This is a genomic window from Aeribacillus sp. FSL M8-0254 (genome assembly GCF_038008845.1).
Taxonomy (GTDB): domain Bacteria; phylum Bacillota; class Bacilli; order Bacillales; family Aeribacillaceae; genus Aeribacillus; species Aeribacillus composti.
Window position 1 is genome coordinate 3,754,165 of the sequence record NZ_JBBOZY010000001.1, and the last position, 26,460, is coordinate 3,780,624.

Sequence of the window (26,460 nt, forward strand, 5' to 3'; positions counted from 1 at the left end):
CGGAACCTGCCATATTCCATTAACTCTGTTCTGCTAAAGTTTCAATATCCAGCGGGACACGAATTTCTCCGGACATGAGTTTGGGGAGAAGAGTGTCGCGTAATTCGATTAATTTTAAATTTTCTTTTTGATTCAAATAAATAGTTTCAAATATTTTGTCAACAACATTAAAATATTTATCCGTCATTTCTTTTGGAGGTACAACTATTTTTATTTTTGAAAATTGATTTTTGTTTAAATTTAATGTTGCACTTCCAGAAGAACCTAAAGTTCGTATGGTATCACTTAAATTTCGTAGAGAAAAAAAGTTAAAATAACACATTTTATTATCTTTATTAATAATAGTATTTATTTGTTGGTTAGTTTGACAACTTTGACCCGCAAGACTTACTATTCCTGGTGTTGCAATACAACTAACCATTATTGAATTTTTGGGTACAATTTTATTTTTTACAGCTCCTTTCTCAGATAAGTATGTTTCTGTTTTCTCAACATATACTTTTCCATGCATATCGGGTATTTTAACAAAAGGTATGTTTCCTCCAAAATTTTCTTTTTCTTTGGTACTTGGTGTTTTACCGGTTATAATTTCAGATGAAATATCATTAATTGTTTTTACTTCCCACCCCTTCGGTATCATCCCCAATTCGCTTTCAACCATTTCGCCGCCACTTGATTTGTAAGGCTTGCCATTTTCATTCGGAAACTCAAAATCAACAAACCAATGTTTAAACAAAGCTTGAGCCATTTCTTCAAGCTTTTCGTTGATTTGATTGTTTGTTTCAATTTTTTCATCAAAAGCTGAAAGGATACTTGCTATGGCTTTTTGTTCATTTAGAGGAGGAAGCATTATGCCATAATTCATAATTGCTGATTTATCTCCTCTTGGCATTTTTGTACCTTTAGAAGTGGCTGTAACATAATCAAAAAAATTATCTTGCAAAAGCGTGTAATATAAATATTTTTTGTCAAGTTCCTTCTCGTCCTTATTTTTAATAACTAATACATCATTAGAACAACCTCCATTTTTAGTGGCAAACCATATTTTTTTAAAGTACGGGCGAATATTTGATAATAATATATCTCCTTTTTTATATCTTCTTACACTCTTAGTTGTTGGCAACCCAGAAGCCATTCCTACACCACTTTTATTGGGTAACATATTTTCAGTTGAAATATAATTGTCAAGAGTAACTTCAGCCGAAGGAATTTTCTCATCTCCATAATAGCTAACTTCTTCAAGGACAACTTCTTTCCATCCATTAAATGTCATACCCAATCCCCCCTAGATTCTTTCTAATCTCTTCTTCCAATCGGTGGGATTTTTCAAATAGTTCTCTTAATTCACTTGTGAGGGTTTCCATTTTTTCTTCAAATGGTATACCATCATCCTCGACATCACTTATTCCAACATAGCGTCCGGGAGTTAATACATAGTCGTTTTTACGTACATCTTCTAAAGTCGCTGATTTACAGAACCCATTAATGTCCTCATATTCACCATCTAATTTCCGCCAGTTTCGGTATGTTCCTGCAATTTTTTGAATATCTTCTTCCGTTAATTCACGCAGGCGACGGTCAACCATTTTTCCTAAGTTTCTGGCATCGATAAATAGAATTTCATGTTCACGGCTTCGGTATTTAGGATGATTTTTCTTATTACGGTTTAAAATCCATAAACAAACTGGAATACCTGTTGAATAGAATAATTTGTCAGGCAAAGCAACAATGGCATCGACTAAATCCGCTTCGAGTATGTTTTTACGGATTTCCCCTTCATTCGATGTATTGGAACTTAACGAACCATTTGCTAATACAATACCAGCAGCGCCATTTGGTGAAAGGTGATAAATGATATGCTGTAACCATGCATAGTTGGCATTGCTCGCTGGCGGTGTACCGAATTTCCAACGAACATCATCAACTAATTCATTTCCGCCCCAGTCACTCACATTGAATGGAGGATTGGCAAGGATGAAATCTGCTTTCAACGTTTTATGTAGATCATTATGGAAGGTATCCGCATGATGATCGCCGATATTCCCCTCAATTCCACGAATAGCAAGATTCATTTTACAAAGCTTCCAAGTCGTTGAATTGAGTTCCTGACCATAAATAGAGAGATTATCAATTTTTCCTTGATGGCGTTCAACAAACTTTTCACTTTGAACAAACATGCCGCCGCTACCACAACAAGGGTCATAAATCCGTCCTTCATAAGGTTCAATCATTTCAACCAATGTTTTAACAACACTTTGTGGCGTATAGAACTCGCCACCGCCTTTTCCTTCTGCACTGGCAAACTTACCTAAGAAATATTCATAAACTCGACCAAGTAAGTCTTTTTCTTGTTTGCTGTGCAATTTAATGGTTGAAATGAGGTCTATCAGTTCTCCTAAACGGCGTTTATCAATCTCAGGGCGGGCATAACGCTTATCTAACACACCTCTAAGTGACGGGTTTTCTTTTTCAATTTCGATCATCGCTTCGTCAATATACTGACCGATTTTCGGATCTTTCGCACGGTCTTTAATGAAGCTCCAACGTGACTGTTTCGGTACCCAGAAAATATTTTCAGCTGTATATTCATCACGATCTTCTTCAAAACCTTCTCCTTCTTCAACTAACTCGTTATACTTCATTTCAAACTTATCAGAAATGTATTTTAAGAAAATCAATCCTAAGACTACGTGTTTATATTCGGATGCATCCATGCTTCCACGTAATTTGTCAGCCGCTTTCCAAAGTGTTTCCTCAAAACCAATCTTTGCTGTGTCCATCATCGCATCTCCTTTTAAATCTAGTAATTATAATCATCGAATACTTCGAATAATTCACTTTCAAATTCATCTTGTTCAGGGCCTGTTGACACCCAATCTGGTAACACTTCTAAATAATGTGCTAAAGCTTCTATTGTTTTATGGAAAACCGGTTCATGCTGTGCTTTATCTAAAAGTTCAAGAACCAATTTAAATGTGTCTAAATAAGGTTGATGTTCAGCACGATTAAGCATGTTCCGAAATTTTTCAATTAGCTTGGCTTTTTCAATATCGTGTTCTATTTGATTCAATTCCTCTTTGTCATAAACCGGCACTTCAACAAGATCATTTTCTTCCCCAATGAGGAACTGTTCTTCATATTTCGTGATAATAGGCTGTAAATCCCGCTTTAATTTTTCTTTTTGAATCTCCAGTTTATCTAAATCAGTTAATTCTTTTGAAAAGTATTTAGCGTCTATGCCAAAAATTTGTTCCAACGTAGGTAAATGTTTTTTAGAGATCTTTTGCTTTCTTTTAATCCAAAGATTAATATTTTGCTTTTTAATTCCAAGCTTTTCGGCCAGTTCAATTTGCTGCATACCATAAAGTTCAAGGATGTATTCTAAACCTATCAATTGATCACCTACCAAAATATTGTCTGGGTCAATATAGTTATATTGTAATAGGTAAATAGTTTCCAGTCAATCAAACATTTACTATTATTGTGTTTTATGGGGCAAAGATGATGTATAAAAGTTTGTGTAAAGCATTTTGCTAGACCAAAAGAAAAAAGGTAGGGTATTCTCTGATTTGACCAACAACACATTCCAGAGAAAGGAGAACCCTACCTATGTCTAAAAGTATACCGAATGTAGACTGGGTCAATCAACTCGAAAGTGCGATTCGCCAGTTTGTAAAGGAAAAATTAGAACTCATCATGCGTGAAGAAATAAAACATTTCCTCGAAATGGAACAGACTGAAACGTCGAATATGAGAAACGGCTACTATCAGCGAAACCTAGATACACAATATGGTCGAATTGAAGGCCTTTTGGTCCCAAGAGACTGAAACGGGGAATTTCAAACGCAGTTGTTTCCCCCTTACCAACGCCATACCGGCTGGCTCGAGGAAGCTGTCTGTCATCAAGATGTATCAAAGTGGCATGAATACGCGTGAGATTGGCAAGTTTATTGAACGAATTTTAGGAAATACTTATTCACCTGCAACGATCAGTCGTATGACTGATGTCGTGAAGGAGGACATCGAGAAATGGCATACGCATCCTCTACAAAAGCGTTATTTGGTCTTATATTTGGATGGGTTGTACGTGAAACTTCGTCGAGATACGGTAGAAAAAGCGGTCATTTATGTCGTGTTAGGTGTAAACGAAGAAGGATATCGGGAAATTCTTGATTTTTTCGTAGGAGGAAAGGAAAGCGCCTATGGATGGCAGGAGATTCCTCAACAACAATATAACAGAGGCGTAAAGGAAGTGCTTCTGGGCGTATTCGATGGCTACCGGGGCTGGAAGAAGCCTTTAAAGCTGTTTATCCGAAAGCCGATGTGCAGCGTTGTGTCGTTCACAAAGTCCGTAACACACTCAGTCGTGTTCGAAAAAAAGACCAATTTGAAGTGGCAGAAGATCTCAAACTGATTTATTGCGCACCGAATAAGGAAATAGCGTTACAGATGTTTCAACAGTTTGAGTCAAAATGGTCGAGCAAGTATCCGAGAGAAGTTCAATCTTGGGGAAATGAGTTAGATGTCCTTCTTACCTTTATGAATGATCCAAGCCGACCAATGCCATCAAACGAACGATCAAGGAGATTCGGAAACGTCTAAAGCCGATGAACAGTTTGAGCAGTTTAGAAGCCGTGGAAAAAGTCATGTATTTGACCATCCAAGACTTTAATGAGAAATGGGCAGGGCGAAAGTTACGAGGATTTGCCGAAGCTCATGAAGCCCTGCAGCGATGTTTGAAGAACGTTATGATTAACCAAATAATGTAAATCGATAAGATGAGGGGGATATCCCTTTCCACACAGGAGACTGAATATTCAGTCTCCTGTGTGGAAGAAACAGGCCCTCTCTATTCTAAATCCATTTCAGAGATACCCTATCTATCCTTACATTACACAAAATTCTTGACGGTACCTATTTCGATGAAATAGTAATATAAACAAATTAAAAGACCATTCCAAAATGGAATGGCCTTAAACCCCAATCTTAATGATTGGACCTCTCTGATTGCGACATGGCAATCTAAACATGTTATATTATATGCTTAAACGATTGTATTATGTGCTTAAATTGGATAAGGGGCTAAAAAGCCCCCAAACAGTAACCTATAAAATATAGTCTCTCTGATTGCGACGAGGCAATCTAAACATAAAATATTTTCTATATAAGTTGCAATAAAGAATTGCCGATTTTTCGTTTCGGTTTTCATCTAAATACAAGCTGATATGATATAACGTGGCGAGTGATCAGCTGGATGTAAAACAAAATTTCAACTTATATAATTAAAGAATATCATTAATTATTCATATTGACAAGTGATAACCAGTCAATTTTTTGGGGAAAAGTTGATTATTTTCGTTATAAAATTTAAAATCCCATTGCAAATAATAAACGATTTCTCATAAGATCCAAATCTTTCACGTCAATATTCCCTAAATGCTCACCAATTCTTACTTTATCTACCGTTTTAATATCTTCGAACTTAACGCATGAATCTTCGATTAAAAGGGATATTTGGATTTAAGTGAGTATGTAATGATTTTTATATTTTGGTGTTTTCACTCCGTTCACAAGGTTATATTTGAATTTAGTTGTTAATGGAATCAAAACAACAGTATCTCCACTGTTTAATTGATTCCTACTAATAATTAAGCAAGGCCGTCTTTTATTCTTTTCCCCTCCTAAATTGCCCTCTCCTAGTTCAACGTTAAATACCCCACCTCTATATATTGTAGGTACTGTTCCATTCCGTTTTTGATAATCTTTTAATTCAATTAATTCAATTGCTCTCGCAAGCCAATGACCTGCATTTCGAATATTTTTTTCTTTGGTCCAACTCATTTTTCTCCTCCTCTAATCTTATTATATTCCTTAAAAGAGGAGTAAGAAAATACGTTAATAGTATTTATTCCAATTTTATTACTAATCTATACTTAAGTTTACTTTCTAGTTTATACGTTCTAAAATTTTCAAATTCCCCATTAACTGTGAATTCATCAATCACATGTTGTATCGTGAAGCGGATAATGAAACTGATGATCCACAGCCAATACCCGCTTCCGACAATAAAATTCCACCTTATCTTCAACAATTTTTGCCTCTATTTATGGTACGGTTCTCCCCTATTTATGCGAAAAGCACGGTAGATTTGTTCGAGCAAAATGAGGCGCATGAGCTGGTGGGGGAAGGTCATTTTGGAAAACGAAAGGGCTTCGTCCGCCCGTTTCATTACCTCTTTGCTTAAGCCGAGAGAGCCTCCGATTAGAAAGGCGATTTTGCTTTTTCCGTATGTGGCCAGTTTATCTATACTATGTGCGAACTCTTCCGAGGATTTCATCTTGCCTCCAATGGCAAGGGCGATGACGTATGCATCGGTCGGGATTTTGGCTAAAATTCGTTCGCCTTCTTTGTTTTTGATTAGTTCCATTTCCTGCGGGCTTATTTGTTCAGGAGCCTTTTCGTCAGGAAGTTCAATGATGTCAACTTTTGCGTACGATGAAAGACGCTTTAAATATTCGTCGATTCCCTGCTTTAAATATTTTTCCTTCAGCTTCCCAATCGCTATAATTTGAATGTTCAACTTTCATATTTCCCCTTTTTTATTTTATCAACATGTTGATAACTATTTCCCACATAAAATAACAAATATTCCACAGATTTTATCCACAATTGTGGATGAATACCTCTATATTTCGTATCCGAAAATCAGTTCCCAACTATATATACTGCGGTTTTTTTGCACAATTCACAGGTTGTGGATAAGCTGTGATTAAATTCAATTTTTTGAATATTTGGTGCTGTTTCATACTGGTCTACATACATGTCGATTGCTAAATCAATATGATCCTCGCAGCAATACATTTATAATCCTCCTACCCCATAATGAAAACAGGAAAGCTGATTCGCCTTCCTGTTTTTTAAAAAGATTTTTGTTCAACGAGCTTCAGCTTCACTGTTTTCAACTCGCCGTTTCGATAGAATTTTACTTCCACTGTGCTTCCAACCTTTTGGCTGTATAGCTGCTTTCGAAGCTGGAGAACATTTTCGACCTTTTTCCCAGCAAGCTCTATAATTACGTCCTTCTCTCTCAAACCTGCGCGTTGAGCTGGCGACATCGGCTCAACACTCATCACAATCACGCCGTTTTTAACGTCCTTGGGTAAATTTAATGCCTCTTCCCAATAATAGCTTGGGATGTCTTCAAGAGACTGAAGACCGATTCCCATATATGGACGCTTCACTTCGCCGAATTTTTCAAGATCATTAATAATCGGAATTGCAATGTTAATTGGGATAGACAGTCCGATTCCTTCCACCGCGGATTCAGCAATTTTCATGGAATTAATTCCAATTACTTTCCCGTCTAAATTCACAAGTGCTCCGCCGCTGTTTCCGGGATTAATCGCGGCATCCGTCTGCAGCACTTCCGCCTGCCAATCCACTGTTCCGTTTTCATCAATATCAACAGGAATGGTCCGTTCTGTTCCGGAAATAATCCCTTGTGTAACAGACCCAGCAAATTGCAAGCCGAGCGGGTTTCCGATTGCCAGCACCGGCTCACCCGGTTTGACTATGTCCGAATTGCCGAATTCAGCAACCTTCTTAACATGCTTTGCATCCACAACCAATACTGCTAAATCCATCAGCTGATCACTGCCGACAAGTTCAGCGGGAATGCGTGTTTCGTCGTTTAATACAACTTCCAATTGATGCGCTCCGGCTACAACATGGTGATTTGTTACAATATAGGCTTTATCGCCTTCCTTTTTGTAGATGACCCCTGATCCTGTTCCTGCTTCTCCCTCTTGTTTTTGATCCCAGAAGCTAACTTGCTGAATATTGACGACTCCGACAACCGCATCACTCACTTTATTGACTGCTTCTGTAACTGCTGAATTCACATTTACATTTACTGTTTTGACTGGCCCTTGGACATTTTCTGTTTCCCCTTCCTCATTTTGCTCTGGACTGATGTTCAGATTATATGGAAGAATATTGAATTGTGCTAATGCTGGAAGGGAGAAAATAACTAATAACGCGCCTAACACGGCTCCGATTAACCCAGCCAATAATGATCCGCCCCAGTTTCCCCTTTGTTTTCTGTTATTATTCCGTTCAAAATCATCATCATAATATCCCATCGCCTCATCATTCCTTTCCGATGACGAATGATTTTATCTACATTATTATAGTATAACGCGAGCTGGCAGGAAAAATATATGACAACATTAACATACCCAACGATGGGGAAATTCAAACATTTAAACAGCTACGAGAGGCGTCGGTTTCTTTGGATCTGTATCATATAATTCAAATTGTTCTCCGACAATGAATCCTTTTTTCTCTAATACTTGCTGGACAGACATTCGTGCGAGCTCTTTCATATTATTTTCTTTACTTAAATGCGCCAAATAAATTCGTTTCGTCTTGTCGCCAATGACATCAGCCATAGCTAGTGCAGCATCTTCATTTGAAACATGTCCAACATCAGATAAAATTCTTCGTTTTACATTCCAAGGATACCGGCACATTCGCAGCATTTCTACGTCATGGTTGCTTTCAAAAATAAAAACATCTGCACCGCGTATGATCCCTTTCATTCTGTCGCTTACATATCCAGTATCAGTAATTAACGCTAGTTTTTTTCCATTGTGGTGAAACACAAAAAACATTGGTTCTGCTGCATCATGGGAAACGCCAAATGATTCAACCTCTAAACTTCCAAACGATTTCGTTTCGCCGATTTCAAAAGTAAACTTTTGTTCTAAATGAATTTCGCCGATTTCTCTCTCCATTGCTTTCCACGTTTTTTCATTCGCGAAAATCGGAATTTCGTATTTTCTCGCTAAAATTCCAAGTCCCTTGATGTGATCGCTATGCTCATGGGTGACTAATATACCGCTTAAATTTTTTATGTCCCGTTGAATTTCTTGAAACAAATTTTCCATTTGTTTACCACTTAATCCTGCATCGATTAACAGGGAATGTTCATCTGTTTCTACATAAATGGCATTCCCTGTGCTGCCGCTCGCGAGAACACTGAAATTAAGGCTCATTTCCTTCACTCACTCCAAATTATTATTCTCTTTCTCCGGTTTAATGACCTGACCTTCCAATGCATTCACATAATAATCTTCTGTTTTATTGACAACTACATGCCATGTCGGAGCCAAAATTTGTTGTTCCGACAGCGGGTATTGTGTGTAATATCCGTATTCTACATCAGTTACTTTACTGTTAGATTTCAGATCATTTTTTTCATAAAGAGCTTCCAATGCTTTGATCGCAGGCAATATTTCCTGCTTCTCCAACTCTTTTATATCTTCTAGCAATGTTTGCTGATAAGACACAATTTCATTTTTATCATTTAAATAAAAGACAATCATGCCGATTCCATCGCTTACATCTTGAAAAATAATTTTTCCTTTGTATTCCTGCAGACAAATAATTTCCCTTGTTTCTTTGCTGTAGCGCCAAAACTTGTATTGACTGCCCGCAATGATTTGTGTTGTTAAAATTTGCTTGATCTTATTTTCGATATTTTCTCCTACAATTGGAATCGGTTTGTCAAAACTCATCCGAAGCTTTGTTACCGAACGAGTCAACTCCTCATCAGGCAGCATCGGCTTTTGATTTTTCAGTTGTTCGATTTCTTCTTCCTTAAATATTTTGCTTTCTGCCGTTATATAAGAACCTTCTATTACTTCTTTTGGAAGCTTCCCAAATTGTATATTTTCCGCTGCAAATTGCTCTTCAATCGTCGTTTTCGTGATCATATCATATTTGGAGCTTTTGATTTTTTCGATATACTGAAAAGCTAAATAAATATCAAGGATCAGGAAGGCAATAATAAACACCGTTTTCGTTTTACTCCAATCCAATACCTTCCCCTCCTTTACCCGCTTTTTTCACATTCAGCCTTTGATATTTATCGTTTTCGAGTTCAATGCACCATATCGGCTCCAAATTTACGATATTTTGCCGTGACGACTGTTGTATGTCATAAGCGGGAAAAATACGTTTTATTTTGTCGGCTTCAATGCTTGGATTATCTTTAATAGCTTCAATTATATCTGCTGCTTTAGGTAAAGTCGTTTTATCTTCCCGGATAAAATCATCCAAATAAAATAACGGACGCTGATATAAGGCAATATCATTCTTTCCCCAGCTTTGCATGATCGTCGTGATCGAGTAATGCGAATCGCTGAACGAAAATACTGGTAAATTTCGGACCGTTAGACGAAAATAAATTTTCTGTTCTTGATCCGTTTTTTCGAAACGGTAATCATTTAATCCTGACAGCCAACCGCCATGTTTGTTCAAAAAATCAATGCTCTGCAAAATCAATTTTCCTTTTTCCGTCGTTAAAGATTGGTCAATTGTCGGATTAACGTAAACAACCCTTTCTTTATCTTCGTTGATGACAAGCTGACGTGAGCTGTCTGTATACACAAATTCGGAAGCATTGACATCCCGTTTTACATAACTTGGATCATTAAACAATGCATTTTTAAACTGCTCTCCGCTCATTGATTTTGTAAAAAATTGAAGGCGATGAATCGGAAACGGCTTTTCAGGCAAAAACAATCCGTTCCAAAACACGTAGCTTTCAAAGTTTTCTTTTTCTTTATACACTTCTGTCCACAAATTGCTTAAAACGGTTTTCACCTGTGCTTCTACAACATATTTATGCTCGTAGTCGACTAAATAAATTTTTCGATTCGATTTCTCGTTAGTCAGTGGAATATAAATCCGATCAAATTCTATATTGAAATCTCCTTCATCCGTCCAGTCGGTTATGGATAAGAGGGCTGACATCGGAATCGAGTCGTTAAAAATAACTTCAAAGTTAGGGGTTGAATTATGTATTTCCCTGTTTATCCATTGATTAAAACCATATTGCTTTTCAATCTCTCCAGAAATATTTTTGAATTCCTCTAGCTCCCACTGACGGATATCCTTCCAAAGTCTTTCGATGACGATTTCGTCATAAGTTGCGTAATGTTTTATTTTTTCATGAATCATAATATGATCCGGCTGCACGACTTCATAAGGCTGTTTTGTTACATTGCTTAACGGGTTGTTTTCAATATAGTTGGAGTTAGAAATTTCCCCGTAGTTTGGCTGATATGTCCAAATATTCCAGGTGAAGAATAAACTTGTCAGCACTAAAAATGTTAAAATGATGGATTTTATCGTTTCCCGGTTCATAGCCAATCATCCTCTTGGTTCCGTTCATACGGCAATGTGAAAAATACAGTCGTGCCTTTTCCTTCTTCACTTTCCACCCAAATTTCTCCTCCGTGTGCTTCCACCATCTCTTTTGCAATTGCAAGACCAAGACCGGTTCCGCCCATTTTGCGTGATCTAGCCTTATCAACACGATAAAAACGTTCAAAAATCTTTTTCACACTTTCTTTTGGAATTCCAATGCCTTCATCTTTTACGCTGACTTCAATATGGTCAACTTGTTCTTTTACTTGAAAAGAGATTTTTCCGCCTTCAGGAGAATATTTCAAAGCATTGGAAATAATATTATCGAGCACTTGCGTAATTTTATCAGGTTCAATTTCTACATAAAGGCTTTTTTTCGGAATGTTTCGTACAAATGTGACATGCTGCTGCTTAGACATTTCAAAACGATCAATAATTTTGTGGAAAAAGTCTGTGAAATTCACCATGTCTTTATTTAATTGATAATCTTTACTATCTAGTTTTGATAGCTGGAGCAAGTCATTAACAAGCCTAATCATCCGCTCCGTTTCATTTTGCGTCACTTGTAAAAATTTTGGTGCGATCGTTTCGTCTTTCCAAGCCCCTTCCGCCAATGCTTCCAAGTAACTACGCATTGTAGTAAGCGGCGTCCGCAGCTCATGAGAAACGTTTGCGACAAATTCACGCCGCTCTTGGTTGATTCGTTCCTGCTCTGTTACATCGTAAACTACAGCAATCAATCCGTTAATATGATCTTCATCAATTTGTATCGTAGAAAAGCTGATTCGTAGTATATACGGTTTTTCCTTTGTGCTGAAATCTAACAGCATCGGTTCTTGCTGGTTCACTAAATCTTCAAAAGTACATTCATCCGTTAAATCTAAAAGCTCCACAATTGATTTTCCTAAGGCTGTTTCACGTGAAACATTCAACATTTCATGGGCCGGATTGTTCATGACAATTACTTTTCCATGCCGATCTGTAGCTATGACACCTTCTGTCATATGAGTAATAATAGACGCCAGCTTTCTACGTTCTTCTTCAGTTGTTTCCTGTGCTTCCTCCAATTTTTCCGTGAGATGATTGAACGTTAATGCAAGCTGTCCAATTTCATCTTCTCCATACACTTTTACTTTTCTGGAAAAATTCCCTTTTGCCAGCTCCAACGCTTGCCTTCTCATATCTGACAACGGACGGGTAATAGTGCGGGCAAGAAAAATTCCTAGCGCCGCGGTAATAAGAAGGGACATCCCTGTGCCTGTCGCAAAAATTTTGTTAATCGTCCGCAATTGTGAAAAAACTTCCTCCATTGAGGCAACGACATAAACAACGCCAATTGTTTCTCGTTTATAATCTGTGACGATCGGAGTCGCTGACACATACATACGATGCTTCGTTTGCGGATCAAGCAAAACATTGCTTTCAGGTGAACCGACGATTAAAGTCCGTTTAATCATATTTTCAGTTGTTCTTTTCCCGATCACATCTTTGTTGTAATCAGATGTCCCGATGACACGCGCATCTTGGTCCACTACGCGAACTTCATGAATTTCCTCTCGTTTAAAATCTTGCAAAATAGTAGAGATCTCATCTTCCATATCCAATGATTCGTCCGCTTCTTCGTTAGTCATCGCTTGTTCAATCTGGTAAGCCAGCAAATCAATCCGCTGCGAAAGGGAAGATTTAAAATTTTCTATAAGAGAAGATTCCAATTCCTTAACGAAGTAAATACCGATGATTTGCATAGCCAAAATAATCAAAAGCACATAGATCAGCACAATTTTAAAATGGATCGAACGGAAAAAACTCACTCGACTGCTATACATGTTCACTGCTCCTGTTCAGGATTGCGCAAATAATAACCTACCCCTCTTCTTGTCACAATCCATATTGGATGGCTTGGGTTGTCTTCAATTTTTTCTCTTAGTCTTCTAACCGTGACATCTACAGTTCTGACGTCTCCGAAATAGTCATATCCCCAAACGGTTTGCAGCAAATGCTCTCGGGTCATGACCTGTCCAATGTGCTTCGCTAAATAGTGAAGCAATTCAAACTCACGATGAGTAAGCTCGATCGTTTCTCCCCGTTTTGAAACGACATATGCATCAGGATGAATAACGAGAGAACCGATTTGAATTTCCGACTGTTCAGAAGCCGCTTCCCTTGTAGCATTTGTTTGCTGTCTTCGTAAATTTGCCTTTACCCTTGCCAAGAGCTCCCTTGTGCTGAATGGTTTTGTCACATAATCATCAGCACCAAGCTCCAGACCAAGCACTTTATCGATTTCTGAATCTTTCGCAGTCAACATAATAATCGGCATTTCATATTTTTTTCGGACTTCCCGGCACACTTCCATTCCATCCTTGCTGGGAAGCATAATATCTAACAATATCAAGTCAGGTTTAATTTCTTCCACCATTTCAATCGCGCTTGTTCCATCATAAGCACAGTATACATCAAAACCTTCTTTTTTAAGATTAAACTCTAATATATCTGCAATTGGTTTTTCATCATCAACAACTAATATTTTTTTATTTCCCATCATTTTCTCCCCTTTTGATCTATTAACTTTACTTTACCACGATTACATTCATCTTATCATCAACTTTCAATACAAATGGAAAAAACAAGCAGAAAACCCCTAGCTATTGCTAGAGGTCTTAAATTCAATAGGTTTTGGAACTTAGAGTAAACCCCTGTAAATTCCTATCAAACCTATTATATCAATTTTTATCTTATTGTAACAGCTTGAGATGAGAAATCAAATTTCTATTTACAACCACAAATGTTACCAATTTTGGTTTAACTTACTTATAGCCAAAAATAGCACGGATAAACCGTGCGTATGAAGTGGCTCGGGACGGAATCGAACCGCCGACACAAGGATTTTCAGTCCTTTGCTCTACCGACTGAGCTACCGAGCCGTATAAAGTTTTCAAGAATGCGAATTCTCTTTCCCTCTCTCAAGCCTTTCATATATGTGGATTCTCGAATGTGAGGAAGCTTGTATAATTTTTCTCGATTGTAATGGTGAGCCATGGAGGATTCGAACCTCCGACCCTCTGATTAAAAGTCAGATGCTCTACCTACTGAGCTAATGGCTCATAAAAAATTTTTTCCTATCTAATCCATTTTTCATTTGTCAGATGTCCCTTCCTCTTCTAGCTTTTTCGAGGATGTTGGATGCGTCGGGACAACTCGTCGCTTATTCGATGAAGCTTTGCTCGTTGCTCTACCGACTGAGCTAATGGCTCATAAAAAAATTTTTTTCTTCTAATCCATTTTAAAATTGTCAGATGTCCCTTCCTCTTCCTGATTTTTCGAGGATGTTGGATGCGTTGTGCGAACAGTTTGGAGCCAATACGCTCATTTTTCTCAAGACGTGTATAATAATATCATTTCTAGAGGGACAAAACAACGATTTTTTTTAATTTCACAAAAAAAAGAGGGAACAGCCGATCCCTCCAAGTTTATTATATTGGACTGTATACACTGCGGACAACATTTGTTTGTGAACGATCTGGACCAACTGAAAAGATGGAAAGTGGGATACCTGTTAACTGGGAAATCCGTTCAACATAATGGCGTGCATTGTCAGGAAGATCGTCCAAGCTTTTTGCCCCCGTAATGTCTTCCTTCCAACCCGGCAATTCCTCATAGACAGGTTCGCACTGTGCAAGTACTTTTAAACTTGCTGGAAATTCTTCTAAAATTTCACCTTTGTATTTGTAGGCGATGCATATTTTTAATGTTTCGATTCCTGTCAATACATCGATGGAATTTAAAGATAAATCAGTTATTCCGCTTACCCGGCGCGCATGGCGAACAACAACGCTGTCAAACCAGCCCACTCGACGCGGACGTCCTGTTGTTGTACCATATTCCCGTCCAACTTCACGAATTTGATCGCCAATTTCATCGTGGAGCTCTGTCGGAAACGGACCGTCTCCTACACGAGTTGTATAAGCTTTTGATACGCCGACAACATGTTTAATTTTCGTAGGACCTACACCTGCTCCAATTGTCACACCGCCTGCTACTGGATTGGAAGATGTAACAAAAGGATATGTACCTTGATCGATATCAAGCATAACACCTTGCGCGCCTTCAAATAAAACACGGCGTCCTTCATCAAGCGCGTCGTTCAGCACAACAGATGTGTCGCATACATATTGTTTGATTTGTTGGCCGTACTCGTAGTATTCATTTAAAATCTCTTCCAGTTTAAACCCTTCAACTTCGTATACTTTTTCAAACAGGCGATTTTTTTCTTCTAAATTTCTTCTCAATTTTTCTTCAAAGACTTCACGATCCAATAAATCGGCGATGCGGATGCCAATACGGGCTGCTTTATCCATATAGGCTGGACCTATTCCTTTTTTCGTCGTCCCGATCTTGTTGGCTCCTTTTCGTTCTTCTTCCACTTCATCCAATTTTAAATGATAAGGCAAAATGACGTGAGCGCGGTTGGAAATTCGCAGATTATTTGTTTGAATTCCCCGTTTATGCAAACCGTTCAACTCTTCTACCAGCGCTTTAGGATCGACAACCATTCCGTTTCCGATGACACAAATTTTATCTTGATAAAAAATACCGGATGGGATTAAATGCAGTTTATATGTTTCACCGTTAAATTTGATTGTATGGCCAGCATTGTTTCCACCTTGGTAACGGGCGATCACTTCCGCATTTTGAGAAAGGAAATCGGTTATTTTCCCTTTTCCTTCATCCCCCCATTGTGTACCAACAACAACAACTGATGACATGTGTGCACCTCCGTGTTCACCAAAAATCCAATACAAAGAAACAAGTTTATTCTACCAATTGTAGCAAGTAGAGTCAATAAAATCCGAACGTTCACTTTATTATTAAATATTTTGTTCGTATTATATAAGATGCTTACAAAAAACAACTGCCTCATCAAGAGACAGCAGGAGGAATATGATCGTCTTCATATCTTCTTTCAAGATTTACAAATTTATTATATTCTTTTACAAATGCAAGCTGAACAGTTCCTACAGGGCCGTTCCGCTGCTTGGCTATAATGATTTCAATAATATTTTTGTTTTCTGATTCCGTATTGTAGTAATCATCTCTGTATAAAAAGGCGACGATATCTGCATCCTGCTCAATACTACCGGACTCCCGAATATCTGACATCATCGGGCGTTTATCTTGACGCTGCTCGACGCTTCGTGATAGCTGGGATAATGCGATAACCGGCACTTCCAATTCACGTGCCAAAGCCTTAAGAGATCTTGATATTTCCGAAACTTCCTGCTGGCGGTTTTCCCGATTCCGCCCGCTTCCTTGAATTAATTGCAAATAATCTATGATAATTAAACCAAGGCCCTTTTCCTGTTTTAACCGTCTGCATTTGGCGCGAATATCACTCACTCTTATGCCAGGTGTATCATCAATATAAATGCCGGCATTTGATAAACTCCCCATTGCCATCGTCAACTTTCCCCAATCATCCGGGGTTAAATTTCCCGTTCGCAAATTTTGGGCATCTATGTTTCCTTCTGCGCATAGCATACGCATGACAAGCTGTTCCGCACCCATTTCCAAGCTAAAAATCGCTACATTTTCGTCCGTTTTCGTCGCAACATTTTGAGCGATGTTTAAGGCAAATGCAGTTTTACCGACAGACGGGCGGGCCGCTACGATAATTAAATCATTTCGCTGAAAGCCGGCCGTCATACGATCCAATTCGGAAAAGCCTGTAGGAATTCCTGTAATTTCCCCTTTGCGATTGTGGAGCATTTCAATTTTATCGTATGTTCGAACAAGAATATCTTTAATGTTTTGAAACAATCCGGCTTTTCTCCGCTGCGCCACTTCCATGATGCTTTTTTCGGCTTCTGTTAAAAGTGTTTCCACATCGTCTTCCCGATTATAGCCTTCTTGAGCTATAGACGTTGCTGTTCGTATAAGTCTTCTCAATATCGATTTTTCTTCAACAATTTTCGCATAATATTCGATATTTGCTGCTGTAGGAACGGATCCCGCTAAATCGCTTAAATAAGAAACCCCGCCAACCTCTTCCAAAATTTTCGCATCCGCCAAGTCTTTTGTCACCGTTACTAAATCGACGGGCTCTCCTTTTTCCGAAAGCCTCAACATTGATTGAAAAATCTTTTGATGGCTCGATCGATAAAAATCTTCAGGCACTAATATTTCGGAAGCTAACATAAGCGCTTCAGGTTCTAAAAAAATTGCCCCAAGCACTGCCTGCTCTGCTTCTATATTTTGTGGTGGAATTCGATCACTGACCAGAAGATCATTCAAGATGATCACCGCCTTACCGTGGACACATAAATTTTTTCTCCAAAAAGTATAAAGAGAAATGTGGCATTACTTCAAGATCAATTTCTTTCCATAATACCACATTGCTCCTTGCCATTATTCTTCTGTCACATGTACCTTTAACGTCGCCGTCACTTCCGAATGAAGCTTAATCGGAACATTTGTATAGCCTAAAGAACGAATCGCATCTGGAAGATCAATTTTCCGTTTATCGATTTGAATATTATGTGCTTTTTTTAATTGATCAGCAATTTGTTTGCTTGTTACAGAACCAAATAATCTTCCGCCCTCACCGGCTTTCGCTTTTAATTCAACCGTGATTTTTTCAAGCTGTTCTTTTAATTTTTTTGCCTGCGCTAATTCTTCCGCTGCCTCTTTTTCTTCTTTTTTCTTTTGCGCTTCCAGCTGTTTTAAATTGGCACTCGTCGCTTCAACAGCCAAACCTTTTTTAAAAAGATAATTTTGGGCATAGCCGTCAGCTACATTTTTTACTTCACCTTTTTTCCCTTTCCCCTTTACATCTTGTAAAAAAATCACTTTCATTCTTCATTTCTCCCTTCTAAATATTGTTGAACAGCTTCTTTTAATCGTTTTTCTGCTTCATTTATCGTAACATGCTCCAACTGGGTCGCGGCATTTGTTAAATGCCCTCCACCTCCAAGTGCTTCCATTATTAATTGAACATTAAAATCGCCCAATGATCTAGCACTAATACCGACTGTATGTTCATCACGCTTCGCAATGACAAACGACGCCAATACGCCGTTCATTGATAAAAGAGTGTCAGCTGCCTGAGCAATGATCACTTGATCGTAATATTCATCTTCTCGATCTGCTTTTGCTATTGCAACCCCATTATTCATAATCTCTGTGTTTTGAATGAACTTGGCACGTTGAACAAATTGTTGAATATCCTCTTTCAACAATTTTTGGACAAGGATTGTATCCGCTCCTTTTGATCGCAAATAAGACGCCGCATCAAATGTTCTAGAGCCTGTTCGAAGCGTGAAGCATTTTGTATCTACCGTAATACCTGCCAACAATGCAGTGGCCTCTATTGTACTCATTTTAAATTCTGCAGGCTGATATACTAAAATTTCCGTAACAAGTTCAGATGTAGATGATGCATAAGGTTCTATATAAACAAGCAGTGGATCTTGAATAAATTCTTCTCCCCTGCGATGATGGTCAATGACTACTACATGGTCAATTTCGCTCAGCAATTTTTGTTCAGCCACCATTGAAGGTTTATTCGTATCTAGAATCACGAGAAGAGAATGATCTGTTGCAATATTCAGGGCTTCATCCGGAGTAATGAATCTGGACCATAACTCAGCATCCTTCTTTACTTCCTCCACAAGCTTTTGAAGTCCTTGGCCGAATTCTTCATAGTTTACAACAATAAAACCTTCTTTATGATTGATTTGCGCCACCTTCAATATTCCTATTGCTGAACCAATTGAATCCATGTCAGGATTTTTATGACCCATAATAAATACTTTATCACTTTCACGAATGATTTCTTTTAATGCATGGGAAATCACTCGAGCTCTAACGCGTGTGCGTTTTTCGATCGGATTTGTTTGTCCGCCGTAAAATTTAACCTTGCCATTTCCCCGTTTAATAGTAACTTGGTCTCCTCCGCGGCCTAAGGCAAGATCTAGACTCGACTGCGCCAGATGCCCCAATTCAGACAGATCTTTAATGCCGGCTCCAATCCCGATGCTTAAGGTGAGAGAAACATTTTGAATAACCGCTTTTTCTCTGACTTCATCTAAAATAGAAAATTTCGTTTTTTCAAGCTCAGCCAAAATTTTTTCATTAAAAACCGCAATAAAACGTTCAGAGGAAATTCTTTTTAAAAAAATACCGTTATCGACTGCCCATTTATTTAATATGGATGTCACAAGACTGTTTAAATTGCTCCGCTTTTGATCGTCGAGCCCTTGTGCGATTTCATCATAATTATCTAAAAATATATAAGCTAAAACAATCCGTTCGCTTTCATACTGCTTTTTTAGTTCCGTTTGGTCCGTTTCATCAAAAAAATAAAGAAGCCTTTCTTCTTTTTTGACAATGACGCGAAATTTACGATTTTGAAGAGTCACGATATCGGAATCTATCCCTTTTTGAAATAACACTTTTAATGTTTCAGAAATTTCGTCAAGAGGACGACCGACCAGCTTGTCGTTCTTAAAATATGAAGCTAAAAATGGATTGACCCATTCCACTGCAAATTGATCGTTGATAAGCATAATGCCAATCGGCATCTTCATAAAAACTTCATCGCCAGCTTTTTTCAAACGAAACGTTAAATCAGAAATAGAATGTTCCAATTCCAATTTCAATCGTTTAACAGCATAAAAGAAAAAAAACAACAGACAACCTGCAACGATTGCGCTAATACAGCCAATCACCCAATTATAAAATAACAGAAAACCGATCATTGCCGCTATTACGCCGATGAGTGCGTATAACGGGTAAAAGAATAAAGGTTTTTCAAAAAAACTCGGCATTTTATTCAGCTCCTTGCAAAAAGAACGAACCAAGGCCTAACGTATTTTTTCGCGGAGATTAAACCCTAAATCAATGATTCCCAATATTCGTACTGGATAAAGAAGAATTGGCAAAATAAATGTTCCAATTACAATCAATACCGGCACTGCTTTCGAAAGTTTTTTCACATGACAAAAATAAAGAATAAAGGAAAACCCTTGAATTAAAAGCACAGTCTGTAAAACAAACACAATATTGTAAAGCGCGATATTTAAAAAAGATTCTTTAGGCAAATTGATAAGCATAAGGAGAATGGCGATTAAATAATACCAAATAATACTTTTTGGAAATTTCCAGTCGCGGAAAGGGGTGATTGTTCCAACATTCAATTTTAATCTTTTTATAATTCCAATGTTCAATATATGTATAATCACGGCTAACATAAATGACACAATGACAAACATGCTCGGAAGCAAGTTCATTAATAAATCAAACTGCTCGTTCATTTGCTCCATCATTGTTTTTTTCATTTCTTCATCCATTGAAGGGAATGCGGCTAATGTTTCCCTTACTGAAGACTTGGTTTGTTGTATAACATCACTAAAAAGATCAACGCCCAAAAAAGCAATTGATAACGCATAATCAAGAACGAAATTGATGAGCAATGAAATGGTGCCGCCTATTAACGCAAACAGCTGCCGTTTTTGACGATAAAAGTATGCCATTATGATACCTGTCACACTGAACATGAGCCCAATCGGCAGCGAAACGATGGAGCCGACCAAAAATGTCATCACGATTGATGCTAATAATAAAACAAAAGACTGCTTAATTCCGTGGCGGATACCGAAAATAATAAACGGCGTCGAAAGGAAAAATATTGATATAATGCTTAATATCGGAACATATAAAGTAATTAATAGAAAAACGGTATAAATAGCAACGAATATAGCACCTTCTGTTAAAACATTCGTACGTTTCACAGACTCACCTCAATCAAGACTCATACCATTATTTTAATCTAGACTTTTTAAACAATCAAATCATGGTTTCATTTAACGGACAAGAAAAAAGCAACAAGGGATTCACCTTGCTGCCTTTGAAATTTCTTATTTATCATCTGCAACATAAGGAAGCAATGCCATTTGACGGGCCCGTTTAATGGCAACTGTTAATTTCCGTTGATATTTTGCACTCGTTCCTGTTACACGGCGAGGCAAAATTTTTCCGCGTTCAGAAATGAATTTTTTAAGCAAATCAACATCTTTGTAATCAATGTGCGTAATGCCGTTTGCTGTGAAATAGCACACTTTCCGGCGTTTACCGCGGCCTCTGCGTCCAGCCATTACAATTCCTCCCTTCTTTACATTTATCTAGGCGTACAATCGGTTAAAATGGTAAATCATCATCTGAAATATCAATCGGTTGTCCATCATTAGCAAATGGATCATCGTCAAAGTTTTGGTGGTTCTGATTATTCCGGTTTGGATCAAATGGTGCACCGCCATATGGATTTGCATTTCCTTGATTTCCTGCAAAAAATCCCGAATTATTCCCGACTGCGGCACTCTTCGGTTCTAAAAATTGAACACTGTCCGCCACAACCTCTGTTACAAATACTCTTCTTCCCGTTTGATCTTCATAGCTGCGTGTTTGAAGACGGCCATCAACACCCGCAAGGCTGCCTTTTTTTAAATAGTTGGCTACGTTTTCCGCAGGACGCCGCCAAACGACACAGTTGATAAAATCTGCTTCGCGTTCCCCTTGCTGATTTGTAAAATTTCGATTAACTGCCAATGTAAAGGTTGCAACGGCTACACCGCTGGGCGTGTATCGTAATTCGGGATCTCTTGTAAGCCGACCGACCAAAACAACACGATTCATCATTTCAGAACCACTCCTAAAATGTCTTTTAAGATGATATTACCATTTTAACACGTATATTGGAACAAATTACTCTTCTTCTTTAACAATGATATGACGTAAAATATCTTCATTGATTCTTGCCAAACGGTTAAATTCTTCAACCGCTTGAGGTGAAGCTTGAACGTTTAAAATCATGTAAATACCATCTCGGAAGTCTTTAATTTCATAAGCGAGACGGCGTTTTCCCCATTCCTTCACCTCTGTAATCTCCGCACCATTGTTCACAAGAATGCCGTTAAAACGCTCAACTAGCTCTTTTTTAGCATCCTCTTCAATGTTTGGACGGATAATATACATAATTTCGTATTTTCTCATTCTCTTACACCTCCTTTTGGTCTTGACGGCCCAATTTGGGCAAGGAGTAATTATCATTACTCACAAACCAAAATTATAGCAAAATTTTATTGATCCCGCAACATTAGACATTGAATCGAAAATGAATAATATCTCCGTCTTGAACCTCGTAATCTTTTCCTTCCAATCGAACCTTTCCAGCTTCTCTTGCAGCAGCCATCGAACCTGCCTCAATTAAGTCTGTATAGGAAACTGTTTCGGCCCGAATAAATCCCCGTTCAAAATCAGAATGAATGATGCCTGCGCACTCAGGTGCTTTCATTCCTTTGCGGAACGTCCATGCCCGAACCTCTTGTTCCCCAGCAGTAAAATATGTGGCGAGTCCCAGCAAGCTGTAAGATGCTTTAATTAATTGATCTAAACCAGATTCCTGAATTCCAAGCTCCTGCAAAAACATTTCTTTTTCTTCCGAATCAAGCTCGACCATTTCAGATTCAATTTTTGCACATACGACAATTACTTCGGCATTTTCCGCAGCAACATATTTGCGCACTTTTTCCACATATTCATTACTTCCAGAGGATATATCTTCCTCACTAACATTTGCTACATAAAGTACAGGTTTAATGGTGAGCAAATGAAGCTGTTTTACATATTTCATCTGTTCTTCCGTGAATGAAACAGAACGGGCGGGCTTTTCATTTTCAAACGCTTCTTTTAACTTCATTAAAATTTCATATTCAAACATAGCTTGCTTGTCTTTTTGTTTTGCTATTTTGGCAACGCGATCGATCCGTTTATCAACTGTTTCCAAATCGGCCAAAATTAACTCGATGTTAATTGTTTCAATATCTGCAATCGGATCCACTTTTCCGTCAACATGCGTAATATTTTCATCATCAAAACAGCGAACAACATGGCAAATTGCATCCACTTGGCGAATGTGAGACAAAAATTTATTGCCAAGACCTTCTCCCTTGCTTGCCCCTTTGACAATTCCTGCAATATCAGTAAATTCAAATGTTGTCGGAACCGTTCTTTTCGGCTTAAATAATTCTGAAAGCTTTTGCAGGCGATAATCAGGCACTTCAACAATTCCTACGTTCGGATCAATGGTACAAAACGGATAGTTCGCACTCTCGGCCCCCGCTTGTGTGATCGCATTAAATAGCGTTGATTTTCCAACATTCGGAAGACCAACAATACCAGCAGTTAATCCCATGAATTTTCCACTCCTCTTTTTGTACGGACACTATCTCATCAACTAATCTTCACCCATTATAGATAGGAACAAGAAAAATGACAAGCTTTCATCCTCCAAATCGATCAGCTCTATAAAAAAAGACTGCCGATTTAAGGCAGCAGTCTTTCATTGTTGCTTCTCACTATGTTTTTCAATGACTTTTTTCATCTTTCTTACAAATTCTTTTCTCGGCATGAGAACACTATGGCTGCAACCTTCACATTTAATACGGATATCCATTCCCATTCGGATCACTTTCCAGCGATTTTCTCCGCAAGGATGAGGTTTCTTCATTTCAACAATATCATAAAGGTCAAATTCCTTGTTAACCATCTAAGCCGTCATCATCCCTTCCTTAAATATTCTTTATAGCAAACATACAGTATATCTTTTTAGTTAAAGCGAAAAGCCATCTATACTTAGATGGCGCCATGATAGATTTATTTTAACAAGTTTTGTATTTGATTTGTACCTTTCATCAAGCCAATCCCGTTTGAAGGTATAAACACTATTCATTTTTAGGTATAGAAAATTTAAATATTCCGTATACTGGTAATACTATTTCAGGGGGTGAATGGCTGATGAATATAAAAACAAATTTTTTCCCTTATAAAAAAGAAAAAGAAAGAATCTTTTATCATCATACAGATGCTGTTACTAAATTATCACTAAAAATTGGAAGTCTTATACCAAAAGAACATCAAGATTCCATCGTCGTTTTATGCATTGGAACAGATCGTTCAACAGGAGATGCGTTAGGTCCGATAGTCGGAACGAAGCTAATGGAACAAAATTTAACTCATGTTCATATATTTGGGACTTTGAAATCTCCGGTTCATGCTGTCAATTTAGGAGAAACGATTGAGACAATAAACAATCAGTTCGAACATCCCTTCATCATTGCTGTGGATGCTTGTTTAGGTCTCTATCAAAACATTGGTTCTTTTCAAGTAGCGGAAGGTCCCTTAAAGCCAGGTGCAGCTGTCAACAAATCGCTTCCGGCGGTCGGAGATATGCACATCACCGGAATCGTTAATGTCAGCGGCTTTATGGAGTTTTTTGTTTTGCAAAATACGAGGCTCCATCTTGTTATGAGCATGGCTGACGTCATCTCAGCAAGTTTGATCAATACCTTCAATTCTATAAGGGAATCTGAACAATCAAACGTATCGCTATTTCGAAGAGGATTTGAATTTTAGCTGTTCTTCAACATCAAGATGATACTTTTACATCCAACAGTTCTAAAATACGCACCAAATCTTCTTTCGAAAAAAACTCAATCTCTATTTTCCCTTTCTTCTTTTGCTGCTTAATGGAAACGGATGTTCCAAATTTTTCTCGTAAAAACGATTCTTGTTCACGTATAAAAGCATCTTTTTTCTCTATCTTTTTCTTTGTTTCACGTGAAACACTTTCATTCATCTGCTGCACTAACTGTTCTACTTGCCGGACATTTAAATTTTCTTTTAAAATTTTATTCACTAAATATTCAAGTTTCTCTTTTTTCTTTATGCCAAGCAATGTTCTCCCATGACCCATTGATAGCTTGCCTTCAGATATCAATGTTTGGACGAACGGTGGAAGGCTTAGGAGCCGCAAATGATTGGCAATATGCGGACGGCTTTTGCCAAGACGTTTTGCCAATTCTTCTTGTGTAATGTTCAAATGCTCCAAAAGCGATTGGTACGCTTTCGCCTCTTCGATCGGGGTTAAATCTTCCCTTTGCAAATTTTCTAATAGAGCGATTTCCATCATTTGCTCATCTGTCAACTCTTTCACAACTGCCGGAACTGTCTTAAGCTTCGCTTCTTTTGCTGCTCGATAACGGCGTTCACCGACTACAATTTCATAGCCTTTTATGCTCTTTCGGACTATCAGCGGCTGCAAAATTCCGTGCTGCAAAATGGATTGCTTAAGCTCTTCAATCGAACCAGGGTCAAATGTTTTTCGCGGTTGATAAGGATTTGGACGTAAATCCCCTATTTTAATATCTTGCACCACTTCTTCCTTATTCAGTTCTAAATTGGAAAAAAGTGCATTAATTCCTTTCCCTAATCCTCTAGCCATTTGCCACCACTTCCTTTGCTAATTCTAAATAAACCTCTGCTCCTTTGGATCTTGAATCATAAAGGATAATAGGCTGTCCATGGCTCGGTGCTTCACTAAGCCGCACATTTCGTGGAATAATGGTTTGATACACTTTGTCTTGAAAGTATTTTTTTACCTCATCAATTACTTGAATGCCTAAATTAGTCCGCGCATCAAGCATTGTCAGCAATACACCTTCAATCATCAAATCCGAATTCAAATGTTTTTGAACCAACCGAATAGTATTTAACAGCTGGCTTAATCCTTCCAAAGCATAGTACTCGCATTGAACTGGAATAATGACCGAATCCGAAGCCGTTAGCGCATTGAGTGTTAAAAGTCCGAGCGAAGGCGGGCAATCAATTAATATGTAATCGTATTGCTGCTTCACTGGTTCAAGCGCTCTTTTTAATCGGACTTCACGGGAAATCGTCGGAACTAATTCAATTTCAGCACCTGCAAGTTGAATAGTTGCTGGAATCACATCAAGATTTTCAATTTGTGTTGTTTTAATGACTTTTTTTACATCTGCATCCTCTACTAAAAGATCATACACACAAAGGTCGACATCCGCTTTTTCAATACCAACCCCACTTGTCGCATTACCTTGAGGGTCTATATCGACTAATAGAACCCGCTTTCCTGTGTATGCTAAGCAAGCTCCGAGGTTAACGGAAGTTGTGGTTTTTCCAACGCCGCCTTTTTGGTTCGCTATGGAAATGATCTTACACACGGTGTCACCTGCTTTCTCCTACTTCAAATGTTCTATTGTATTTTATTTTATCACGAAAATGCTAAAATGTAGGGGATATCTTTGGGGATGTTTCACAAACTTTTTTCTTTTGTAGGTGGAAATGCTAGGAATTCATCCTTTTTTCGAAAAAAATAAA

The 26,460-nt window shown here is 38.0% G+C and carries 24 protein-coding genes, 2 tRNA genes and 2 pseudogenes; 2 read left to right on the forward strand and 26 right to left on the reverse strand.

The features are described 5' to 3' along the window. Positions 1–19 precede the first annotated feature (19 nt). From NSQ44_RS18085 to NSQ44_RS18095, 3 genes are read right to left on the reverse strand one after another with little or no spacing between them, the layout of a single operon-like run. Positions 20–1,273 carry a restriction endonuclease subunit S gene (locus NSQ44_RS18085; RefSeq protein WP_340858002.1) on the reverse strand — a complete coding sequence of 418 codons (1,254 nt, stop codon included), beginning with the start codon at positions 1,271–1,273 and terminating at the stop codon, positions 20–22. After that, a complete protein-coding gene (locus NSQ44_RS18090) occupies positions 1,263–2,780 on the reverse strand; it encodes a class I SAM-dependent DNA methyltransferase (protein WP_340858007.1) in 1,518 nt (505 codons plus the stop codon). Before NSQ44_RS18090 ends, NSQ44_RS18085 begins: the two co-directional genes overlap by 11 nt. Positions 2,781–2,800: 20 nt before the next feature. Further along, positions 2,801–3,394 (reverse strand): helix-turn-helix domain-containing protein, encoded by a 594-nt coding sequence (locus tag NSQ44_RS18095; protein WP_061566052.1) that lies wholly within the window; start codon positions 3,392–3,394, stop codon positions 2,801–2,803. A 215-nt stretch (positions 3,395–3,609) separates the two neighbouring features. On the opposite strand from NSQ44_RS18095, the pseudogene NSQ44_RS18100 reads away from it, so the two are divergent. Beyond that, positions 3,610–4,756: pseudogene (locus NSQ44_RS18100) on the forward strand (IS256 family transposase). 611 nt (positions 4,757–5,367) lie between these two features. Here the strand turns inward: NSQ44_RS18100 and NSQ44_RS18105 are convergent. The 21 genes and pseudogenes from NSQ44_RS18105 to NSQ44_RS18205 form a co-directional block, all read right to left on the reverse strand. Next, positions 5,368–5,841 (reverse strand): annotated as a pseudogene (locus tag NSQ44_RS18105) (type II toxin-antitoxin system PemK/MazF family toxin). A gap of 259 nt (positions 5,842–6,100) precedes the next feature. After that, positions 6,101–6,580, reverse strand: a complete 480-nt coding sequence (gene rlmH / locus NSQ44_RS18110) for a 23S rRNA (pseudouridine(1915)-N(3))-methyltransferase RlmH (RefSeq protein ID WP_340858016.1) — start codon at positions 6,578–6,580, stop codon at positions 6,101–6,103. Between the two features lie 125 nt (positions 6,581–6,705). Continuing rightward, the gene (locus NSQ44_RS18115; protein ID WP_065095530.1) at positions 6,706–6,861 is read right to left on the reverse strand and encodes a CxxH/CxxC protein; all 156 of its coding nucleotides are present in this window, start codon (positions 6,859–6,861) and stop codon (positions 6,706–6,708) included. Positions 6,862–6,917: 56 nt separating this feature from the next. Continuing rightward, positions 6,918–8,141: a S1C family serine protease gene (locus tag NSQ44_RS18120; protein WP_340858018.1), complete on the reverse strand. Its 1,224-nt coding sequence runs from the start codon at positions 8,139–8,141 to the stop codon at positions 6,918–6,920. A gap of 120 nt (positions 8,142–8,261) precedes the next feature. Beyond that, complete coding sequence (locus NSQ44_RS18125; RefSeq protein ID WP_063387771.1) at positions 8,262–9,056, reverse strand: MBL fold metallo-hydrolase; 795 nt, start codon at positions 9,054–9,056, stop codon at positions 8,262–8,264. A 9-nt stretch (positions 9,057–9,065) separates the two neighbouring features. Next, positions 9,066–9,881, reverse strand: coding sequence for a two-component system regulatory protein YycI (locus NSQ44_RS18130; RefSeq protein WP_340858024.1), 816 nt, complete (start codon positions 9,879–9,881; stop codon positions 9,066–9,068). Continuing rightward, positions 9,868–11,211: a YycH family regulatory protein gene (locus NSQ44_RS18135; RefSeq protein WP_340858028.1), complete on the reverse strand. Its 1,344-nt coding sequence runs from the start codon at positions 11,209–11,211 to the stop codon at positions 9,868–9,870. The genes NSQ44_RS18130 and NSQ44_RS18135 overlap by 14 nt, the downstream gene beginning before the upstream one ends. Next, positions 11,208–13,040 (reverse strand): cell wall metabolism sensor histidine kinase WalK, encoded by a 1,833-nt coding sequence (gene walK, locus NSQ44_RS18140; RefSeq protein WP_340858033.1) that lies wholly within the window; start codon positions 13,038–13,040, stop codon positions 11,208–11,210. Before walK ends, NSQ44_RS18135 begins: the two co-directional genes overlap by 4 nt. 2 nt (positions 13,041–13,042) lie before the next feature. Further along, positions 13,043–13,756, reverse strand: a complete 714-nt coding sequence (gene yycF, locus NSQ44_RS18145; protein WP_340858036.1) for a response regulator YycF — start codon at positions 13,754–13,756, stop codon at positions 13,043–13,045. A gap of 309 nt (positions 13,757–14,065) precedes the next feature. Further along, positions 14,066–14,138, reverse strand: a tRNA-Phe gene (locus tag NSQ44_RS18150). A gap of 104 nt (positions 14,139–14,242) precedes the next feature. Beyond that, a tRNA-Lys gene (locus NSQ44_RS18155) sits at positions 14,243–14,318 on the reverse strand. A gap of 369 nt (positions 14,319–14,687) precedes the next feature. Beyond that, positions 14,688–15,980: an adenylosuccinate synthase gene (locus tag NSQ44_RS18160; RefSeq protein WP_063387766.1), complete on the reverse strand. Its 1,293-nt coding sequence runs from the start codon at positions 15,978–15,980 to the stop codon at positions 14,688–14,690. Between the two features lie 154 nt (positions 15,981–16,134). Continuing rightward, positions 16,135–17,505 (reverse strand): replicative DNA helicase, encoded by a 1,371-nt coding sequence (gene dnaB / locus NSQ44_RS18165; protein ID WP_340858038.1) that lies wholly within the window; start codon positions 17,503–17,505, stop codon positions 16,135–16,137. A gap of 114 nt (positions 17,506–17,619) precedes the next feature. Continuing rightward, positions 17,620–18,066: a 50S ribosomal protein L9 gene (gene rplI / locus NSQ44_RS18170; protein ID WP_063387764.1), complete on the reverse strand. Its 447-nt coding sequence runs from the start codon at positions 18,064–18,066 to the stop codon at positions 17,620–17,622. Continuing rightward, positions 18,063–20,039 carry a DHH family phosphoesterase gene (locus NSQ44_RS18175; protein ID WP_340789954.1) on the reverse strand — a complete coding sequence of 659 codons (1,977 nt, stop codon included), beginning with the start codon at positions 20,037–20,039 and terminating at the stop codon, positions 18,063–18,065. The genes rplI and NSQ44_RS18175 overlap by 4 nt, the downstream gene beginning before the upstream one ends. 36 nt (positions 20,040–20,075) lie before the next feature. Then, on the reverse strand, positions 20,076–21,002 hold the full coding sequence (locus tag NSQ44_RS18180) for a YybS family protein (RefSeq protein WP_340858040.1): 927 nt from the start codon (positions 21,000–21,002) through the stop codon (positions 20,076–20,078). Between the two features lie 126 nt (positions 21,003–21,128). Then, positions 21,129–21,365, reverse strand: coding sequence for a 30S ribosomal protein S18 (gene rpsR, locus NSQ44_RS18185; RefSeq protein ID WP_044748995.1), 237 nt, complete (start codon positions 21,363–21,365; stop codon positions 21,129–21,131). Positions 21,366–21,408: 43 nt separating this feature from the next. After that, a complete protein-coding gene (gene ssb / locus NSQ44_RS18190; RefSeq protein WP_063387761.1) occupies positions 21,409–21,906 on the reverse strand; it encodes a single-stranded DNA-binding protein in 498 nt (165 codons plus the stop codon). 66 nt (positions 21,907–21,972) lie between these two features. After that, positions 21,973–22,260: a 30S ribosomal protein S6 gene (gene rpsF / locus NSQ44_RS18195; RefSeq protein WP_063387760.1), complete on the reverse strand. Its 288-nt coding sequence runs from the start codon at positions 22,258–22,260 to the stop codon at positions 21,973–21,975. 103 nt (positions 22,261–22,363) lie between these two features. Continuing rightward, a complete protein-coding gene (gene ychF, locus NSQ44_RS18200) occupies positions 22,364–23,461 on the reverse strand; it encodes a redox-regulated ATPase YchF (RefSeq protein ID WP_063387759.1) in 1,098 nt (365 codons plus the stop codon). Positions 23,462–23,608: 147 nt separating this feature from the next. After that, positions 23,609–23,815 (reverse strand): DUF951 domain-containing protein, encoded by a 207-nt coding sequence (locus NSQ44_RS18205; protein WP_063387758.1) that lies wholly within the window; start codon positions 23,813–23,815, stop codon positions 23,609–23,611. A 248-nt stretch (positions 23,816–24,063) separates the two neighbouring features. Between NSQ44_RS18205 and yyaC the strand changes: the two genes are divergently transcribed. After that, the gene (gene yyaC / locus NSQ44_RS18210; protein WP_094244813.1) at positions 24,064–24,681 is read left to right on the forward strand and encodes a spore protease YyaC; all 618 of its coding nucleotides are present in this window, start codon (positions 24,064–24,066) and stop codon (positions 24,679–24,681) included. A 13-nt stretch (positions 24,682–24,694) separates the two neighbouring features. On the opposite strand, the gene NSQ44_RS18215 is transcribed toward yyaC, so the two are convergent. Next, complete coding sequence (locus NSQ44_RS18215; protein ID WP_340858044.1) at positions 24,695–25,549, reverse strand: ParB/RepB/Spo0J family partition protein; 855 nt, start codon at positions 25,547–25,549, stop codon at positions 24,695–24,697. Beyond that, positions 25,542–26,303: a ParA family protein gene (locus NSQ44_RS18220; RefSeq protein ID WP_063387755.1), complete on the reverse strand. Its 762-nt coding sequence runs from the start codon at positions 26,301–26,303 to the stop codon at positions 25,542–25,544. Before NSQ44_RS18220 ends, NSQ44_RS18215 begins: the two co-directional genes overlap by 8 nt. Positions 26,304–26,460 lie beyond the last annotated feature (157 nt).

Excerpts from the sequence above, each read along its gene's own strand:
- rpsF (WP_063387760.1), bottom strand. The coding sequence starts at position 22,260 with ATGAGAAAATACGAAATTATGTATATTATCCGTCCAAACATTGAAGAG.
- NSQ44_RS18160 (WP_063387766.1), bottom strand. The coding sequence starts at position 15,980 with ATGTCATCAGTTGTTGTTGTTGGTACACAATGGGGGGATGAAGGAAAA.
- ssb (WP_063387761.1), bottom strand. The coding sequence starts at position 21,906 with ATGATGAATCGTGTTGTTTTGGTCGGTCGGCTTACAAGAGATCCCGAA.
- NSQ44_RS18215 (WP_340858044.1), bottom strand. The coding sequence starts at position 25,549 with ATGGCTAGAGGATTAGGGAAAGGAATTAATGCACTTTTTTCCAATTTA.
- ychF (WP_063387759.1), bottom strand. The coding sequence starts at position 23,461 with ATGGGATTAACTGCTGGTATTGTTGGTCTTCCGAATGTTGGAAAATCA.
- NSQ44_RS18085 (WP_340858002.1), bottom strand. The coding sequence starts at position 1,273 with ATGACATTTAATGGATGGAAAGAAGTTGTCCTTGAAGAAGTTAGCTAT.
- NSQ44_RS18090 (WP_340858007.1), bottom strand. The coding sequence starts at position 2,780 with ATGGACACAGCAAAGATTGGTTTTGAGGAAACACTTTGGAAAGCGGCT.
- rpsR (WP_044748995.1), bottom strand. The coding sequence starts at position 21,365 with ATGGCTGGACGCAGAGGCCGCGGTAAACGCCGGAAAGTGTGCTATTTC.
- walK (WP_340858033.1), bottom strand. The coding sequence starts at position 13,040 with ATGTATAGCAGTCGAGTGAGTTTTTTCCGTTCGATCCATTTTAAAATT.
- NSQ44_RS18175 (WP_340789954.1), bottom strand. The coding sequence starts at position 20,039 with ATGCCGAGTTTTTTTGAAAAACCTTTATTCTTTTACCCGTTATACGCA.
- NSQ44_RS18115 (WP_065095530.1), bottom strand. The coding sequence starts at position 6,861 with ATGTATTGCTGCGAGGATCATATTGATTTAGCAATCGACATGTATGTA.
- NSQ44_RS18205 (WP_063387758.1), bottom strand. The coding sequence starts at position 23,815 with ATGGTTAACAAGGAATTTGACCTTTATGATATTGTTGAAATGAAGAAA.
- yycF (WP_340858036.1), bottom strand. The coding sequence starts at position 13,756 with ATGGGAAATAAAAAAATATTAGTTGTTGATGATGAAAAACCAATTGCA.
- NSQ44_RS18120 (WP_340858018.1), bottom strand. The coding sequence starts at position 8,141 with ATGGGATATTATGATGATGATTTTGAACGGAATAATAACAGAAAACAA.
- rplI (WP_063387764.1), bottom strand. The coding sequence starts at position 18,066 with ATGAAAGTGATTTTTTTACAAGATGTAAAGGGGAAAGGGAAAAAAGGT.
- NSQ44_RS18135 (WP_340858028.1), bottom strand. The coding sequence starts at position 11,211 with ATGAACCGGGAAACGATAAAATCCATCATTTTAACATTTTTAGTGCTG.
- NSQ44_RS18125 (WP_063387771.1), bottom strand. The coding sequence starts at position 9,056 with ATGAGCCTTAATTTCAGTGTTCTCGCGAGCGGCAGCACAGGGAATGCC.
- yyaC (WP_094244813.1), top strand. The coding sequence starts at position 24,064 with ATGAATATAAAAACAAATTTTTTCCCTTATAAAAAAGAAAAAGAAAGA.